Consider the following 15692-nt stretch of genomic DNA (forward strand, 5'->3'; position numbering starts at 1 on the left):
GTGTTTCAGCGTGTTGCCATGGGACGCCGCTCGACCGGACGCGCGCGCGAGCGCGCTCCGGGCGGGCGGCTCACCGACCACCGGGCATCCGGGCCGGGCGCCCCGAAGCAGAGCGAGGAACCATGCCGCAGCGCGCCGCGACCGTCGTCGGCGGCGGGATCGGCGGCCTCGCCGCGGCCGTCGCCCTGCACCGAAGGGGCTGGCGCGTCGAAGTCCTCGAACGCGCGCCGGAGTTCACCGAGATCGGCGCGGGCATCTCCCTCTGGCCGAACGCCTTCCGCGCGCTGGCCGCGCTCGGGCTGGCCGAACGGGTCCGAGCGCTCGGCGCGGTGGAGACCGCGGGCGGCGTACGCGACCTACGGGGCCGCTGGCTGTCCCGTACGGACAACACCGAGCTGGCACGGCGCTTCGGTCACCCCCTGGCCGTCCTGCACCGCGCGGACCTGCTCCGCGCGCTCGCCGAGGCGCTGCCCGCCGAGTGTCTGCGGCCGGGCGGCGAGGTGTCGGCCGTCCACGAGGACGGGCCCCGGGTCGTCGTGGAGCACCGGGGCGGTACGTCCCGCTCCGACCTGGTCGTGGGAGCCGACGGGCTGCGCAGCGCGGTCCGCCGGACCCTCCTGCCGGACGCGCCCGGCCCCCGGTACGCCGGTTACACCGCCTGGCGCATGGTCACCGAACCCCTCCCCGGACCGCCCGTCGAGGGCGCCGCCACCTGGGGCCGCGGCGAGCGCTTCGGCTACACGGCGCTGCCGGGCGGGCGCATGTACTGCTTCGGCACCGCGACCCTGCCGGAGGGCACACCCACCGGCTCCTCCGAGTACGCCGAGGTGCTGCGCCGGTTCGGGGCATGGCCGGACCCGATCCCCGCGCTGCTCGCCGCCGTCCCCGCGGACGTGGTGCTCCGTCACGACCTGTACGAACTTCCGCCGCTGGACACCTTCGTGGGCGGCCGGATCGCGCTGCTGGGCGACGCGGCCCACGCGATGACGCCCAACCTGGGCCAGGGCGCGTGCCAGGCGCTGGAGGACGCGGTCACCCTCGCCCACTGCCTGGACACGCACCCGGACACCGCCACCGCGCTGCGCGCCTACGATCTGGCACGTCGCCCGAGGGCCCAGTCCGTGGCACGGCGCTCGGCCCGGCTGGGCACGGTCGGCCAGTTGGCGTGGCCACCCGCGGCACTGCTGCGCGACACGGCCGCCCGGCTCACCCCGGTGCGGGCGACGCTGCGCTCCATGACCCCGGTCCTGGGCTGGCAGGCGCCCGGCGGACCGGTGACCGAGAACGAGAGACACTGATGCCGGACTGGACGTATCACCCCCTGCGCGGCGCGGCCGCCGCCCTGCTCGGCGAGCGGCGTTCGCAGCGCACGGCCCTGCGGCTGCTGGCCTCGATCGGCTCCCGCCCGGGCGGCGCGCGGCTGATCGCGCGGGGGTTCGGCCACCGTCATCCGCCCGGGCGGCTCGCCGGTGAGGTCGCCGGCGTGCCCGTGGCGGTCCGCCTCGGTGTCCGCGTGCCGCCCGCGCTCGCCCACGAGACCGTCCGTGCCGTGCCGCCGCTCGGGGCCGGTGTCGTGGAGGTCGGGCCGGTCTCGGCGGCCGACGTCGGGACCGTGCGGCGGGCCGCCGCCGGCCGGGCGATACCGCTGGTCGTCCGCACGGCGGACCCGCAGGCCCGGGCCGCGCTCGCACCGCACGTCGACGGCTTCACCGGCGACGACGACCCGCGTCTGCTCCGGGTGTCCGACCCGTCGGTGAGCTCCGCGGCCGCCGCGCTCGACGACCCGGAGGCGGTCGTGCTGGCGCGGCCCTCGGTACTGGTCTCGGCCGGGCCCGGCTGGTTCGCCCGGGTCACCGAGGCGGCCACACCCACCGAGCCCGCGCCGGGCCTCAAGGACGCCGGACCCGACCCGCGCCGCTGGCCCGCCTGGATCTGGGGCCTGCTGGTCGGACTGGGCATGACGGTCGCCGGACTGGGCGCCGCGGCGATCACCCTGGGCCCCGTACTGCTCTGGTACGACCGCGACTACCTCGGCATGAGCGTGCACGAACTGCACGCCGCCAACCACCATCTGGTGCACTTCGTCCAGCACGACCGGATCACCATGGCCGGCACGATGGTGGCGATCGGCGCCCTCTACACCGGCCTCGCGGCGGGCGGCGTCCGGCAGGGCCGGTCCTGGGCCCGGGAGGCGTATCTGGTGTCGGGGGCGATCGGCTTCCCGACCCTGTTCTACTTCCTGGCCACCGGGTTCGTGGAGCCGCTGCACACGGCGACGGCCCTGGTGCTGTTCCCGATGTTCGTGGCCGGGGTCCGCCGAGCCCCGCGCACCCCGCGCTGGCGTGCCGTGCCCGAGGGGCCGGAGCGGGAGCGGCGGCGGGCGCTGGTCGGCCAGTTGCTGCTGATCGTCACCGGCGCGGGGCTGTTCGTCGGCGGGGCGGTGATCTCGGTCGTCGGTCTGACCGGCGTGTTCGTGCCGACCGACCTGACCTTCCTGGGCACCAGCGGGCAGGCCCTGGAGGCCGTCAACGACCGCCTCGTGCCGTTCGTCGCCCATGACCGGGCGGGCTTCGGGGGCGCCCTGATGTCCGCCGCGGTGGCGATCACGCTGGTGTCCCTGTGGGGCTGGCGGCGGGGCGAGGCCTGGGTGTTCTGGAGCCTGGCCGTGGCCGCGGCCGCGGGTTTCCTCCCCGCCGTGGTGGTGCACGGGGCCATCGGCTACACCGACTTCGTCCATCTCGCGCCGGTCCACCTCGGCATCGTGCTGACGGCCACGGGGCTGCTGCTCGCGCGGCCGTACCTGTGCGCGCGGCCGTCGGACGGCTGACGTGCGGAACCGGGCGGCAGAGCGCATCACGCCCTGCCGCCCGGCCGCCGGACACTACTTCAGGTACGGCCCGTCCGTGCCGATCTTGCCGGGCGCCGCATTGGCGCCGCCGAGGTCGAGCACGTAGACACGCAGGTTGCCCTTGCCGGAGGCGGGGGCGCTCAGGGTGCCGTTGGTGACGGTGACGGTCTGGCCGGTCACAGCCTCCTTGTAGGTGCCGTTGAGGACACCGGAGAAGGTGGCGCCGTTGCCGACGGAGACCAGGGCGTAGCTGTCGACACCGTTCGCGGTGTACCGGCGCTTGAAGGCCATGTCACCGCTCACGCCCTCGGTGGAGTACTGGCCCATCTGGAGCGCGGGGATCGCGCGGCGGATCTGGTTGAGCCGCTGCACATGCCTGACCAGGGGCTGCTGGAGCGTGGTGGCCACGGCTCCACCGGCGCTGGTGACCTTGGAGAAGTCGCTCGCGGTGACCTCGCCGGCGATCTTGTCGCCGTAGTAGGCACGGCCCGTGCCCGCCAGCGGGCAGCTGGGGCCGCAGTCGATCTGCTTGCCGGCCTGGAACTCGGTCTCCGAGCCGTAGTACAGGGTGGGGATGCCGCGGAAGGTCCACATCAGGGACATGTTCTCGGCCCAGGCGTCGGTGCCGCCGCTGTAGCGCGTGTTCGACTTGTTGGGGCCGTAGTCGTGGCTGTCGACGTAGACGACGTTGTAGGTGGCGTCGTTGGTGGCGTCGTCGGAGTCCCTGCCGTTGTTGAAGGCGTTGGACGCGTAGCCGAAGTTGTTGTGCATCCGCATGTCGATGATGTTCATGCCGCTGAACCGGCTGTGGTCCGGGGTGTGGTAGCTGTTGCCGTTCAGGAAGGCGTTGGACGACGTGGGCTGCCCGGCCGGGCCGAGGTTCTGCTCGTAGTTGTACTGGTCGAGCGCCGCCTGCACGTCGTCGGAGGTGTACTCCCGGCTCTCCTTCCAGGTGAAGAACTGCGCGGAGTGGTTCACCGAGCCGTGGTTCCACTTGTCGTTGACGAAGGCCGCGACCTCGCCGAAGACGAAGAAGTCCTTCGCCTTGTCGGCGCCGTGGGAGCGGGTCACCCGGTCGAAGATCGCGGGCAGGAACCGGCGGTTCCAGGTGACGCGGGGCACGTGTACGGCGGTGTCGACGCGGAAGCCGTCCACGCCCATGTCGATGTACTTGTCGTAGGCGCCGATCAGGTAGTTCTGCACCTCGGCGTTCTCGGTGTTGAAGTCGGCCAGGTCCTCGTGCAGCCAGCAGGAACGGGAGTCCTCGCCCTCCCAGTTGCCGAGCCAGCACTGGTGGTAGTACTTCGACGGGAACATCTTGGAGGTGGGGCTCGGCCACTGGCAGTTGTAGAGGGTGTAGCCCTCGGCACTCCTGCCGCCGGTCGGCTTGCCCCAGTTGAGGCAGGTGTTGCCGCTGGGCTCGGCCGTGGACCACAGATCGCCGTTGTAGTACGACTTGCCCGAGACGGGGTCGACGGTCAGACCGTCGTACTCGAAGCCGGAGTTGGGCGCGTCGTAGTACCAGCTCCACTGGGAGTCGCGCACCCCGTAGACGGTGGGCGTGAACAGGCCCTTGGCGCCCCAGCGGGAGGAGTGGTTGTAGACCACGTCCTGGTAGATCTTCATGCCCTTGGCGTGGGCCGCGTCGATCAGGTCCTGGTAGGAGGCGCCGGCGGACTCCAGGCGCGGGTCGACCTTGTAGAAGTCGTAGCCGTGGTAGCCGTGGTAGTCGTAGTCGGAGCGGTTGAGCACGACCGGGGTGATCCAGATCGCGGAGAAGCCGAGGCCCTTGATGTAGTCGAGCTTCTGGACCAGGCCCTTGAAGTCGCCGCGGAACATGGGGTCGTTGTTGGCGGCGTTGCCGGACTTGGTGTGCTGGCTGCCGCCGCGGTTGTTGGAGCTGTCACCGTCGTTGAAGCGGGCCGTCATCACGAAGTAGATGGGGTCCTTGCGGGGGTCGCCGCCGAGCGGGCTTCCGGAGGGGGCGGGCGGCGGGGTGTCTCCGGTGGTGGCGCACCCGGAGCCGCTCGGGTCGGACAGGTTGCCGGCCGCGTCGCGGGCCTTCACGGTCCAGCAGTACCGGGTGCTCGCCTCCAGGCCGCTCTGCGACTCGACGGTGGAGCTGGTGTCGGTCACCGAGGTGCCGCGTGTGCCTCCGGTGCGGGTGACCTGGTAGCCGGTGACGCCGATGTTGTCGCCGGCGGCGTTCCAGGTGACCACGGCGGAGGTGCCGGTGACGCTCGCGCTCACGCCCGTGGGTGCCGTCGGCGCGGTGGTGTCGGGGTCCGTGGTGACACAGGGGTCGGTCGCGCTCGCGGTGATCACACGGTCCTTGACTCGTGTATTGCCCTGTGCGAGCTGGTAGTTGGCGCCGTTGTTGTTGTCCCAGACGCCGTTGCCGTTGTTGAAGGTCGCCTGCCAGGTGGTGGCGGTGCCAAGGTCCACGGTCTTCTTCACCCAGCCGGTGCAGGCGGCTTCCATGCCGACCCCGGGGACGGTGGTCCAACTGCCGCCGGTGGGCGCCCAGTGCAGGTTGACGGTGGGCCAGGCGACGTTCGTGGTCGAGTACCAGACGGTCGCCGCATTGCCCTGCGGGGGCTCGGTCGAACCGCACGGGTCGCTGTGGGCGACGACACCGTCCTTCACGGTCACCGTGCCGGTGCCGAGGCGGTAGTTGGCGCCGTTGTTGTTGTCCCAGGTGCCCGACCCGTTGTTGAAGGTCGCCTGCCAGGTGGTGGCCGTGCCGAGGTCGACGGTCAGCGAGACCCAGTCGGCGCAGGCGGCGGTCATCCGGGTGCCGGGGACGGTCGTCCAGCTGCCGCCGTCCGGGGCCCAGTGCAGGTTGTAGGCCGACCAGTTCCGGGTCGGCGTGTAGTAGTACACGGTCGCGGTGTCGGCCGCGGTCGTGGCGGCGGCCGCCGGGGCGACGGGCAGTGCGGGGAGCACGGCGGCGAACAGTCCCAGTAGCGCGGCGACCAGGGCAGCGGGCAGGGGTGAGCGCTTTCTTCGGGGCGGGAGCGGGGGGCGGTGGATGGACACGGCGGCTCCTGAAGGCAGGCAGGGGAAACTCCGGCGTCCGCCCGGGGACGCCGTGAGCTGAAAAGGCTTGCTGAATCTTGCCGAAAAGTAGTGCAAGAAATTGAGCCGGTAAAGAGTTGTCGCAGAATCGACGACGGCGGGGGCGCCTCGCTGCGGGAACGCGGGCGCACTCGGCCAACCGTGGTGGTGAGAGCGGGAGTTGGGGGCACACGGAAACGCTCCGGCGCGACTCGGAGTGCGACGCGGGGGCGACTGAAACGCGATCAGCGAACGCGGCTCGAGGGCCGCCGGGTGAGGTGCGCGCGGAGGCGATCCGCCGGGACCCGGGCCGGGTCAGGTACGAACGGAGACGATCAACCGGGACCCGGGCCAGGTCAGGTACGAACGGAGACGATCAACCGGCACCCCGGCCGGGTCACGCCGGAACCCGGCCGATCAGCGACCGAGGCGATCCTCAGGGGCACCGCTCAGGCAACGCCCCTTACACACGCACGGAGGACCCCATCCGCCGGACGGCCTCGGTGAGCACCTCCGGCGAGGTCGCGAGGTTCAGCCGGACGAAGCCCGCCCCGCCCGTGCCGAACGGGATGCCCGAGTTCAGGGCGACCCGGCCGCGCTCGAGGAACACGGCGGCCGGATCGCCGCCCACCCCGAGCCCGCGGCAGTCGAGCCAGGCGAGATACGTGGCCTGGCCCGGCGTGTAGCGCACACCGGGCAGATACTCGGCGAGCAACTCGCCCAGCAGCGCCCGGTTCTCGTCGAGACCCGCCAACAGCCCGTCGAGCCAGTCCCCGCCGTCGCGCAGGGCGGCGGTGTGGGCCAGGACGCCGAGATGGCTGGGCCCGTGCGAGACCTCCTCGGGGAGCCGGGCGAGATCCTCCGCCGCCTCGGGGCCGGCGACGGCGACGGCGGCCTTCAGTCCGGCCAGGTTCCACGCCTTGGACGCCGACATCAGCGACAGCCCGTTCTCGGCCCCGGGCACGCTCAGGTACGGCACGAAGGTCGCGCCGCGCGCCACGAGCGGCGCGTGGATCTCGTCGGCGACGACCCGCACACCGTGCACCCGCGCGAGCCGGGCGACCTCCGTCAGCTCCGCACGCGTGTGCAGCACACCGGTCGGATTGTGGGGACTGCACAGGAGGTACACGGGCCGCACTCCCCCTCCCCCGGAGCGTGCCCGGCTCCCGGCGGCCCGCGCGAAGGCGTCGTCCAGCGCCTGCGGGTCGATCCGCCCGTCGGCGCCCAGCGGCGCCTCGACGACCGGCCGACCCATGCTCCTGACGAACTGGTAGAAGGGCGGATAGACAGGGCAGTTGACGACGACGGGGTCCTCCGGTCCCGAGACGAGCCTCAGCATCTCGACGACACCCAGCATCACGTCCGGCACGATCGCCGTCCGCTCCACGGCGAGTCCGTCCCACTCCCACCGCTTCCTGGCGAACTCCCCCAGCGCCGCCGCGTACTCCTCGCCGCCGACCGGGTATCCGGTGTCCCCCAGCGCGACCGCGTCGGTGATCGCCCGTGCGGCGGGCTCGGCGAGTGGCACGTCCATCTCCGCCACCCACAGCGGGAGTACGTCGTCGGGGTACGTCCGCCACTTCACGCTCGTACGGCGCCGCAACCGGTCCAGGGACAGCACGCGCAGCGGGTTCGCGGCGGCCGGGGTGTCTCGAGGAGTGTCCATGGAACTCAACGTAGGCGAACACCGGTTCACCGCACTCCTGTTCATCCGGCCTGTCGAGGCCGATACGCTGCCCCTCCGTGAGTGGAATCGATCTTGTCAACGGCACCGTCGGCGCGCTGCTGGGCATCCTGTGCACGACGCTGCTCCAACAGCCCCTCCAGGACGCCTGGTTCAGGTTCAGACGGCGGTCCGCCACCCGGGTGCGCAGTCTGACGTACCGGCAGGGCGACCCGGGGGCGGCCTCGTGGTCGACCTTCGCGATCGGGCCGTTGCAGACGCCCGCCCTGGTGGTCGAGGGTGACGGCGTGCACGGCATCGCGCCGGAGACGGTCCGGGTGCAGGTGCTGGAGGGTGAGGTCGCCCTCCCGGCGGACATGGCGCCCTGGCGGGCGGAGATCGAGGCCGAGGAGTCCGCGGCGCACTCGTCCGGAACCCGGGTGCGCGCCTGGAACGGCCCGCGCTACGCCGTGGAGGGCCTGGAGATCTCGCGTACGGCACTGGAGGAGGACGCGGACGTCACGCTGCGGCTGCGCCCCACCGACTACTTCACCTTCCTCGCGGCCCAGCAGCTCGACCGCCGGCTCCCGGACGGAACCACCCCGCGCGAGCGCTACCTCGACCCCGACCGGCCGCTGGAGGCTCCCGTCTTCCTCCAGTGCAGCTTCGGTGTGAACGTGGCCGTGGTGACCGCCGACCATCTGCTCGTGGTGAGCCGCCGGTCGGACAGCGTGCGCTCCGGCCCCGGCCTGTGGGGGTCCTCCGTGAACGAGGGCCTGTCCCGGCACATCGACTCGGCCGGGCGGGGCGCACCCGATCTGCACGAGGTGGCCCGGCGCGGTATGCGCGAGGAACTATCCCTGGAACCGCACGAGTACGGCCTCACCCTGCTGGCCTTCGTCCTGGACGTGGGCCGCCGCCAGTGGAGCGCCCACTTCGCCGCCCACCTGAAGGAACTCACCGGCGACGCCCTGCGCTCCCGCGTCTCGCACGGCGTGGCCGACCGCTGGGAGCACCAGGGCATGGAGTACGTACCCTTCCGCCCTGCGGACGTCGTCGACCTCCTGCTCCGACCGGACCGACTGCACCGCTGGGCCCCGGTCACCCCCGCCCTGTTCCATCTGGCCCTGGTCCACACCCACGGACGGGGCGCGGTGGAACGCGCGGAGGCCAGGGCCGTACGCCGCACGCGCTGACGCCAGGGCCTCTCGCCGACTCACCGATGAGGGGCTCCGGTTCGGACGAGGCGGCGTGACGTCCGACCGAGCCTCGCTGGTTCATATCAATGAACAGGAATCAAGTACGCGTCTATTGACGTGTCTGAAACAAACCCCCTACCTTCCAGAGCAAGCGCTTTCTATCCACGTGGACTTCCCCCTGCATGACGACGAATGGGCAGGCGAGAATGAGACGACCAGTCGCAGTGCGACTCCATGCGGCGCTGGCCACACTGGCTCTGGCCGCCGCGACCGGCGCGGTCCTGACGACGCACGAGGCGTCGGCGGCCACCGCCGGTGCCACCGGCTACGCGACCCAGAACGGCGGCACCACCGGCGGCGCGGGCGGCCAGACGGTCCGGGCCACCACCGGAACGGCGATCCACGCGGCCCTGTGCGGCCGCGCCGACAGCAGCACCCCGATCGTCATCCAGGTCGAGGGAACCATCAACCACGCCAACACCAGCAAGGTCTCCGGCTCCAGCTGCAACACCGCCGACGGCGTGATCGAGCTCAAGCAGATCAGCAACGTCACGATCGTCGGGGTCGGCTCCGGCGCGGTCTTCGACCAACTGGGCATCCACATACGTGAGTCCAGCAACATCATCATCCAGAACGTGACCGTGCGGAACGTCAAGAAGTCCGGCTCCCCCACGTCCAACGGCGGCGACGCCATCGGCATGGAGAGCGGCGTCCGCAACGTATGGGTCGACCACACGACCCTGGAGGCCTCGGGCGGTGAATCGGAGGGCTACGACGGTCTGTTCGACATGAAGGACAACACCCAGTACGTGACCCTGTCCTACAGCGTCCTGCGCAACTCCGGGCGCGGCGGCCTCGTCGGGTCCAGCGAGAGCGACCTGAGCAACGGGTTCATCACGTACCACCACAACCTGTACCAGAACATCGACTCCCGCACACCCCTGCTGCGCGGCGGCGTCTCCCACATCTACAACAACCACTACGTGAGCCTGAACGAGTCCGGCATCAACTCCCGTGCCGGGGCCCGCGCCAAGGTGGACAACAACTACTTCGAGGACTCCAAGGACGTCCTGGGCACGTTCTACACGGACGCGCTCGGCTACTGGCAGGTCAGCGGCAACATCTACGACAACGTGACCTGGTCGAGCCCCGGCTCCGGCAGCCATCCGGCGGGCCCCTCGCCGCAGTCCAACACCACGGTCTCCGTCCCGTACGCGTACAGCCTGGACGCCGCCGACTGCGTCCCGTCCGTCGTGAGCAGGACGGCGGGGGCCGGAAAGGGACTGCTGGTCTCCGACGGCTCCTGCACGCCCCAGTCCCCCACACCGACGCCGACTCCGACGCCCACGCCCACCGACCCCACGCCGACGCCGACCCCGACCCAGCCGTCGGGGACCAACCTCAGCATCGGCGCGGGCTCGGACGGCTCCAGCAAGGCCGACGGGACGAGCTACGGCAACGTGCGTGACGGCAACCTCGCCACGTACTGGTCGCCGGCCGGCACCACCGGCGCCGTCTCGATCAAGTGGGGCTCGCCCACCACGGTCTCCCGGATCAACATCCGCGAGGCGTCCGGCGCCACGGGGCGCATCGGCTCCTGGAAGGTCGTCAACGCCGACACGGGCGCCGTGCTGAAGACCGGATCGGGCGCGGGCGTCATCAGCGTCCCGACCACCACTCTCAGCAAGATCACCTTCGAGATCACCGGCGCCACCGGCACCCCGCAGGTCGCCGAGTACGAGACCTACGCCGGGTAGCACCAGGGACGACCGGACGGCCGCCGACCCCACGCCCCGCGCGGCCGCCCGGTCAGTGGCATCGCCCGCACCGGTGGTCCGGTGCGGGTGACGCCGCCGGCCGGGACCCGATCAGGCCCGTCGACACCGGGGAACGGCATCCGCGCGGCCGGCGGCGTCACCTCCCTCGGACCGTCCGCCCAAGCACGCTCCGGCTTGCTGTCCTTCACGACAGCGAGCCGGGGCTATGCTGTTTTAGTCCGTTTGTCCTGTGAGAGTGCCACCTCATTTCTCCTGTGAGCGTGCCGCCATGACTCCCAGCACCGCACCGCCCACCCCGCTCGGCGACTTCCTCAAGGCCCACCGGGCCGCACTCACCCCCGCCGCCGTCGGACTGCCGGACACCGATGGCAACCGACCGGCCGAGGGGCTCAGGCGGGAGGAGGTGGCGCAGCTGGCGTCGATCAGCCCCGAGTACTACGCCCGCATCGAACAGGGGCGCCGTCACGCCTCCGCGCCCGTACTGGACGTGCTCGCCGCCGCCCTGCGGCTCACCGACGAGGAACGCGCCCGCCTCCACGAGCTGGCCGGCCAGGAAGCGCCCCCCGGAGGCGGCGGCCGGGCGTCGCAGACCGCGCAGCCCCAGTTGCGGCGGATTCTCGACGGGCTGACGACCCTCCCGGCGCTGGTGATGGGCCGGCGCATGGACATCCTGGCCTGGAACCCCCTCGGCGCCGCGCTGCTCGCCGACTTCTCCCTGCTCCCCTCGGAGCGGCGGAACTACGCGTGGCTGATGTTCCGCGACCCGGCCATGCGCGCCCTGCACCAGGACTTCGAGAACATCGGTGCCGTGTGCGTGGCCGTACTGCGCAGGGAGGCGGGACGCCGTCCCGAGGACCAGCGGCTGGCGGATCTGGTCGCCGAGCTCCGCGGCACGGACGAGGACTTCGACCGCTGGTGGGGCGAGCACAAGGTGGCCTCCGACAACGGGGGCTCCAAACGGCTCAGGCACGCCGTCGTCGGCGACCTCACCCTCGACTGGGACGCGCTCACCTGCGCCCACGACCCGACGCAGCGGCTGGTCGTGTGGACCGCGGAGCCCGGCACCCCGTCCCACGACCGGCTGGCCACCCTGGCCGCGCTGACCGCGGACGCGCTCACCGGCTGACCTCGGGACCCCCGCACGGGCTGAGCATCGGTCCGCACCAGCCTCCTGACGTCTCGCGCACCCGCGACGGCTCCCCCGCCCGGCGCCTGCGCCCGACGGCCCGTCCGTAGACTCCTCAGGTATGTCGCGTCCTGTCGCCGCACCGACCGTCGTCCTGCTGCTCCTCGCCGCGCTGTCCGGCTGCGCCGGTGACCCGCCGGCCCCCGCCCCGGCCCCCGCCCCGGCCCCCGGGAAGGAGGTCGAGGTGAACGGGTACGGCACCGAACTCCGCAAGGGAGAGCTGGTGTTCGCCGCCGAGTACACGATCCGCAATCCCGGCCCGGCCCCGGTCGAGTACAGGATCAGGTTCACCTTCGACGGCCCCGACTTCTCCGACTCGAAGTGGGTCAGGCGTACGGTCCGGGCGGGCGGGTCCGCCGTCGGGGACGTGGCGACGCCGTGGCCGAAGCACCAGGCGTCGAGCGAGGTGACGGTGGCGCAGGTACTGGAGAACCCGCTCTGACCCGCCCGGTCATGTCCCGCCCCACGAACGGGGTGGGGCATGTCCCCTTCCGGGAACCGAAGTTCAGGTCACAGCGGCAGTCGCATCAGCGTCAGGTCGAGCCAGCGGCCGAACTTGGTGCCGACCTCCGGGACGGTGCCGACGTGCCGGAAGCCGAAGCGCTCGTGGAGGCGGATCGAGGCGGTGTTCTCGGCCTCGATCCCGGCGATCACCACATGGTGGCCGGCCGCGCGCGCCGAGTCGACGAGAGCGGCCAGCAGCGCCGAGCCGACACCGAGGCCGTGCCGGCCCTCACGGACGTAGACCGAGTCCTCGACGGTGTGCCGGTATCCGTCCAGCGCGCGCCACGGGCCGTACACCGCGAAGCCGACCACCTCGCCCTCCGACTCCGCGACGAGCGCCGAGCCGCGCTCCAGGTGCGCCGCCAGCCAGACCTCCGCCTCGGCGGGTGACTGCGGGGCCTGCGTCCACAGGGCCGTGGAGTGCTCGACCGCGTGGTTGCGGATCGCGCGGATGGCCTCCCCGTCACCGGGGTGCGCCGGACGTACCTCCACCGCGCACCTTCTCTCGTATATTGGAATCATGTCCAACATAGTAGATCCCCTGGTGGGGCAGATCGCCGCCCGCATCCGTGCCGAGCGGGAGCGCCGCGGCTGGACGCTGGCCCGGCTCGCCGACGCCTCGGGGGTCTCCCAGGCCATGATCAGCAGGATCGAGCGCGGCGAGAGCAGCCCCACGGCGGTCGTCCTGGGCAAGCTGTCGGCCGCCTTCCAGCTCAGTGTGGCCTCGCTGCTGGCGCTGGCCGAGGGGCGTCCGCAGGAGGTGGCGGACCCGGTGGGCGTGCGGCGCGTGGGCGACGCGGGCGAGTGGCGCGACCCCGGCACCGGCTATCTGCGCCGCCAGATCAGCGGCCCCCGCTTCCCGGCGGAGATCGCCGAGATCCGGCTCCCCGCCGGCGCCACCGTGCCGTACCCGGCCGCGGCCTTCGCCTTCGTACGTCAGGTGGTGTGGGTGCTCGACGGCCGGCTGACCTTCCACGACGGCGACACCGTCCATGAGCTCGACGCGGGCGACACCATCGAGCTCGGCGAGCCCGCGCCGCGCGTCTTCGCGAACACCTCCGACGCCGAGTGCCGTTACGTCGTCGTCCTCGCCCGGGGCGAGCGGCCGTGACGCGCCCCCTGGTCGGCGGCGGCACCCTCCTGCTCGCGTTCGTCGCCGCCACGGCGATAGCGAACAACTACGCCCTCCAGCCCGCGCTCACCACGGTCGCCGCGGACCTCGGCGTCCCGCTGGCGGTGATCGGCCTGGTCCCCACCGCCGCGCTGGCGGGCTGCATGACCGGCTTCGCGCTGCTGCTCCCCCTCGCCGACCACCTGGCCCCGCGTCGCTTGGTCGCCGCCCAGCTCGTCGCCCTGGCCGCGGCCCTGGGACTCGCGTCGGCGGCCTCCGGACCGGCCGTCCTGCTGGCCGCCTATCTGCTGATCGGCGCGGCCGCCAGTGTCGCCGCCCAGGCCGGCAGCATCGCGGGCCGCCACGCGCCGGCCGGACGCCGGGGCCGGGGCGTCGCCGTGGTCGCCGCCGGGCTGTCCGCCGGGATCCTGCTCAGCCGCCTGGTCGGCGGGACGCTCGCCGACCTCCTCGGCTGGCGGCCGATGCTGCGGGTGTTCGCCGCCCTCGCGCTGGCCTGCGCGCTCGCGGCGGCCCTGCTCCTGCCCGGGGAACGCCCCGGCTCGCGCACCGGCTACGGCGCCACCCTCGCCGCACTCCCGCCGCTGCTGCGCCGCCATCGCGAACTGCGGCGCGCGGTGGCCGCGGGCGGTCTCTGGTACGTCGCGTTCAACCTGGTCTGGGTCGCCCTCGCGCTCGCCCTCGCGCAGCCGCCGCACTCCCTCGGCCCCACCTCCATCGGCCTGTACAGCCTCGCCGGGCTCCTCGGCTTCGCCGCACTGCCGCTCACCGGACGCCTCACCGACCGGTACGGCCCGCGCACGGTGATCACCGGGTCCCTGCTCGCGGCGGCCGCCGGCACGGCCGTCCTGGCCACCGGCCTGGACAGGCCCCTGGTCACCGCAGCCGGGCTCGCCCTGTTCGACGCGGGCTGCTTCGCCGCCCAGGCCGCCAACCAGAGCCGGGTCATCGCCCTCGACCCCGCGCGCTCCGGCAGCCTGAGCAGCGTCTACCTCGTCCTGTACTTCACGATCGGCGCACTCGGCACCGCCCTCGCGGCGCCTCTGCTGAACCTGCTCGGCTGGCACGGCACCGCCCTCGTCGCCCTCACCGCACTCCTGACGGCCACGGCGGTGGCCCGAACCCGCGCACCCGACACGCCTGCCGACGGCCAACGCCCGGAAATTCGACGCCCCTTCGCTCACCGGCAGGACAACATGGGCTCGTGAACGACCTCCTGGAGGGCCTCGCCACCAACCCGTCCCTGCCCGCGGAACTCCTCGCCCGTCTGACCGCTCTCGCCGACGGCGACCCGGACGACGTCCTGGCGAGCCTGCCGGACCTCAGCCGTGCCTTCCGGCCCATGTTGCCGTGCGGGCGCCTCGGCCCGGTGTCAGGCTGAGGTGGCAAGGATCTGCGAAGGGAATCGCCATGATCACGACCGACTACGTCCCCGGCTCGCCCTGCTTCCTCGACCTCGGCACGCCCGACGTGCCGGCCACGGCGGCCTTCTACTCCGCGGTGCTCGGCTGGGAGTACGAGCCCATGGAGGGCGGCGGCGAGGACATGGAAGGCGGGATGTTCCGCAAGGACGGCAAGATCGTCGCCGGGCTCGGCAAACTCACCGAGGAGGGTGCCCGCTCCGCCTGGATGATCTACTACAGCGTCGCCGACGCGGACGCCACGACGGAGGCCGTCACCAAGGCGGGCGGCACGGTGCGGGTACCGCCGATGGACCTCGAGGAATGGGGCCGGATGGCGCAGTACAGCGACCCGCTCGGCGGCCAGTTCGCCGTCTGGCAGCCCGGTACCAGCAAGGGCGTGGAACTGGTCGACGCCCCGGGCTCACTGTCCTGGACGGAGCTGTACACCACGGACGCGGACGGCGCGAAGAAGTTCTACGGCGACGTCCTCGGCTGGTGGTACAGCGACATGGAACTGCCGGGCGGCGCGGGCGCGTACTCCATGATCACCCCGGCCGGGCAGCCGGAGGAGCGGATGCACGGCGGAGTGATGGGCATGACCGCGGAGGATCTGTCCCTCAACGGCGGCAAGCCCTACTGGCACCCGGTGTTCAACGTCGACGACTGCGACGCGGCGGTCGCCAGGGTCGTCGCCGGCGGCGGCAGTACGCAGATGGGTCCGGCGGACTTCGAGGGCGTCGGACGGCTCGCCGTCTGCCTCGACCCGTCGAACGCGGACTTCGTGCTGCTGAAGCCGACCGCCGGCTGAGTGGTACGCGGGCGCTTCGAGCCGGGGCCTCGCACACACCGAGCCCGTCGGACGCGCAGGGCCCGGAAATGACGAAGGCAAGGAGCGCACACGCTCCTTGCCACCCTCAAGTTATAG

13 protein-coding genes are annotated in these 15692 nt (G+C 72.3%); 10 read left to right on the plus strand and 3 right to left on the minus strand.

Going from position 1 to position 15692, the window contains the following annotated elements; all coding sequences use genetic code 11:
- Nucleotides 1–122 precede the first annotated feature (122 nt).
- Both ACZ6SQ_RS07665 and ACZ6SQ_RS07670 read left to right on the plus strand, forming a co-directional pair.
- Nucleotides 123–1298, plus strand: coding sequence for an FAD-dependent monooxygenase (locus ACZ6SQ_RS07665; RefSeq protein ID WP_469557696.1), 1176 nt, complete (start codon nucleotides 123–125; stop codon nucleotides 1296–1298).
- Nucleotides 1298–2827 (plus strand): hypothetical protein, encoded by a 1530-nt coding sequence (locus tag ACZ6SQ_RS07670; protein WP_469557698.1) that lies wholly within the window; start codon nucleotides 1298–1300, stop codon nucleotides 2825–2827. The genes ACZ6SQ_RS07665 and ACZ6SQ_RS07670 overlap by 1 nt, the downstream gene beginning before the upstream one ends.
- 54 nt (nucleotides 2828–2881) lie before the next feature.
- Here ACZ6SQ_RS07670 and ACZ6SQ_RS07675 read toward each other — a convergent pair whose 3' ends face one another.
- Together ACZ6SQ_RS07675 and ACZ6SQ_RS07680 are read right to left on the minus strand one after the other, a co-directional pair.
- Complete coding sequence (locus ACZ6SQ_RS07675) at nucleotides 2882–5887, minus strand: carbohydrate binding domain-containing protein (protein WP_469557699.1); 3006 nt, start codon at nucleotides 5885–5887, stop codon at nucleotides 2882–2884.
- Between the two features lie 481 nt (nucleotides 5888–6368).
- Complete coding sequence (locus ACZ6SQ_RS07680) at nucleotides 6369–7571, minus strand: MalY/PatB family protein (RefSeq protein ID WP_469557701.1); 1203 nt, start codon at nucleotides 7569–7571, stop codon at nucleotides 6369–6371.
- 77 nt (nucleotides 7572–7648) lie between these two features.
- On the opposite strand from ACZ6SQ_RS07680, the gene ACZ6SQ_RS07685 reads away from it, so the two are divergent.
- The 4 genes from ACZ6SQ_RS07685 to ACZ6SQ_RS07700 all read left to right on the plus strand — a co-directional run bounded on the left by ACZ6SQ_RS07685 (nucleotide 7649) and on the right by ACZ6SQ_RS07700 (nucleotide 12173).
- A complete protein-coding gene (locus ACZ6SQ_RS07685; RefSeq protein ID WP_469557702.1) occupies nucleotides 7649–8764 on the plus strand; it encodes an NUDIX hydrolase in 1116 nt (371 codons plus the stop codon).
- Nucleotides 8765–8973: 209 nt separating this feature from the next.
- Nucleotides 8974–10524 carry a pectate lyase family protein gene (locus tag ACZ6SQ_RS07690; protein ID WP_469557703.1) on the plus strand — a complete coding sequence of 517 codons (1551 nt, stop codon included), beginning with the start codon at nucleotides 8974–8976 and terminating at the stop codon, nucleotides 10522–10524.
- Between the two features lie 289 nt (nucleotides 10525–10813).
- Nucleotides 10814–11671 carry a helix-turn-helix domain-containing protein gene (locus tag ACZ6SQ_RS07695; protein ID WP_469557705.1) on the plus strand — a complete coding sequence of 286 codons (858 nt, stop codon included), beginning with the start codon at nucleotides 10814–10816 and terminating at the stop codon, nucleotides 11669–11671.
- A gap of 121 nt (nucleotides 11672–11792) precedes the next feature.
- A complete protein-coding gene (locus tag ACZ6SQ_RS07700) occupies nucleotides 11793–12173 on the plus strand; it encodes a hypothetical protein (RefSeq protein ID WP_469557707.1) in 381 nt (126 codons plus the stop codon).
- A 68-nt stretch (nucleotides 12174–12241) separates the two neighbouring features.
- Here ACZ6SQ_RS07700 and ACZ6SQ_RS07705 read toward each other — a convergent pair whose 3' ends face one another.
- Nucleotides 12242–12757, minus strand: coding sequence for a GNAT family N-acetyltransferase (locus ACZ6SQ_RS07705; protein WP_469557709.1), 516 nt, complete (start codon nucleotides 12755–12757; stop codon nucleotides 12242–12244).
- Between ACZ6SQ_RS07705 and ACZ6SQ_RS07710 the strand changes: the two genes are divergently transcribed.
- Genes ACZ6SQ_RS07710 through ACZ6SQ_RS07725 form a run of 4 tightly spaced genes read left to right on the plus strand, consistent with a single transcriptional unit; the run spans nucleotide 12756 to nucleotide 15575 of the window.
- Nucleotides 12756–13346, plus strand: coding sequence for a helix-turn-helix domain-containing protein (locus ACZ6SQ_RS07710; RefSeq protein WP_469557711.1), 591 nt, complete (start codon nucleotides 12756–12758; stop codon nucleotides 13344–13346). The two genes, ACZ6SQ_RS07705 and ACZ6SQ_RS07710, sit on opposite strands and share 2 nt — an antisense overlap.
- Nucleotides 13343–14572, plus strand: a complete 1230-nt coding sequence (locus ACZ6SQ_RS07715) for an MFS transporter (RefSeq protein WP_469557713.1) — start codon at nucleotides 13343–13345, stop codon at nucleotides 14570–14572. The genes ACZ6SQ_RS07710 and ACZ6SQ_RS07715 overlap by 4 nt, the downstream gene beginning before the upstream one ends.
- Nucleotides 14569–14745, plus strand: a complete 177-nt coding sequence (locus ACZ6SQ_RS07720; RefSeq protein WP_469557715.1) for a hypothetical protein — start codon at nucleotides 14569–14571, stop codon at nucleotides 14743–14745. The genes ACZ6SQ_RS07715 and ACZ6SQ_RS07720 overlap by 4 nt, the downstream gene beginning before the upstream one ends.
- 29 nt (nucleotides 14746–14774) lie before the next feature.
- Nucleotides 14775–15575, plus strand: coding sequence for a VOC family protein (locus ACZ6SQ_RS07725; protein ID WP_469557717.1), 801 nt, complete (start codon nucleotides 14775–14777; stop codon nucleotides 15573–15575).
- Nucleotides 15576–15692: the final 117 nt, after the last annotated feature.

Source organism: Streptomyces sp. NPDC048600 (assembly GCF_055587025.1).

Bases quoted from the DNA above. Each gene is read 5' to 3' on its own strand.
- ACZ6SQ_RS07700 (WP_469557707.1), top strand. From the start codon at position 11,793: ATGTCGCGTCCTGTCGCCGCACCGACCGTCGTCCTGCTGCTCCTCGCC.
- ACZ6SQ_RS07665 (WP_469557696.1), top strand. From the start codon at position 123: ATGCCGCAGCGCGCCGCGACCGTCGTCGGCGGCGGGATCGGCGGCCTC.
- ACZ6SQ_RS07710 (WP_469557711.1), top strand. From the start codon at position 12,756: ATGTCCAACATAGTAGATCCCCTGGTGGGGCAGATCGCCGCCCGCATC.
- ACZ6SQ_RS07680 (WP_469557701.1), bottom strand. From the start codon at position 7,571: ATGGACACTCCTCGAGACACCCCGGCCGCCGCGAACCCGCTGCGCGTG.
- ACZ6SQ_RS07670 (WP_469557698.1), top strand. From the start codon at position 1,298: ATGCCGGACTGGACGTATCACCCCCTGCGCGGCGCGGCCGCCGCCCTG.
- ACZ6SQ_RS07690 (WP_469557703.1), top strand. From the start codon at position 8,974: ATGAGACGACCAGTCGCAGTGCGACTCCATGCGGCGCTGGCCACACTG.
- ACZ6SQ_RS07725 (WP_469557717.1), top strand. From the start codon at position 14,775: ATGATCACGACCGACTACGTCCCCGGCTCGCCCTGCTTCCTCGACCTC.
- ACZ6SQ_RS07695 (WP_469557705.1), top strand. From the start codon at position 10,814: ATGACTCCCAGCACCGCACCGCCCACCCCGCTCGGCGACTTCCTCAAG.
- ACZ6SQ_RS07705 (WP_469557709.1), bottom strand. From the start codon at position 12,757: ATGATTCCAATATACGAGAGAAGGTGCGCGGTGGAGGTACGTCCGGCG.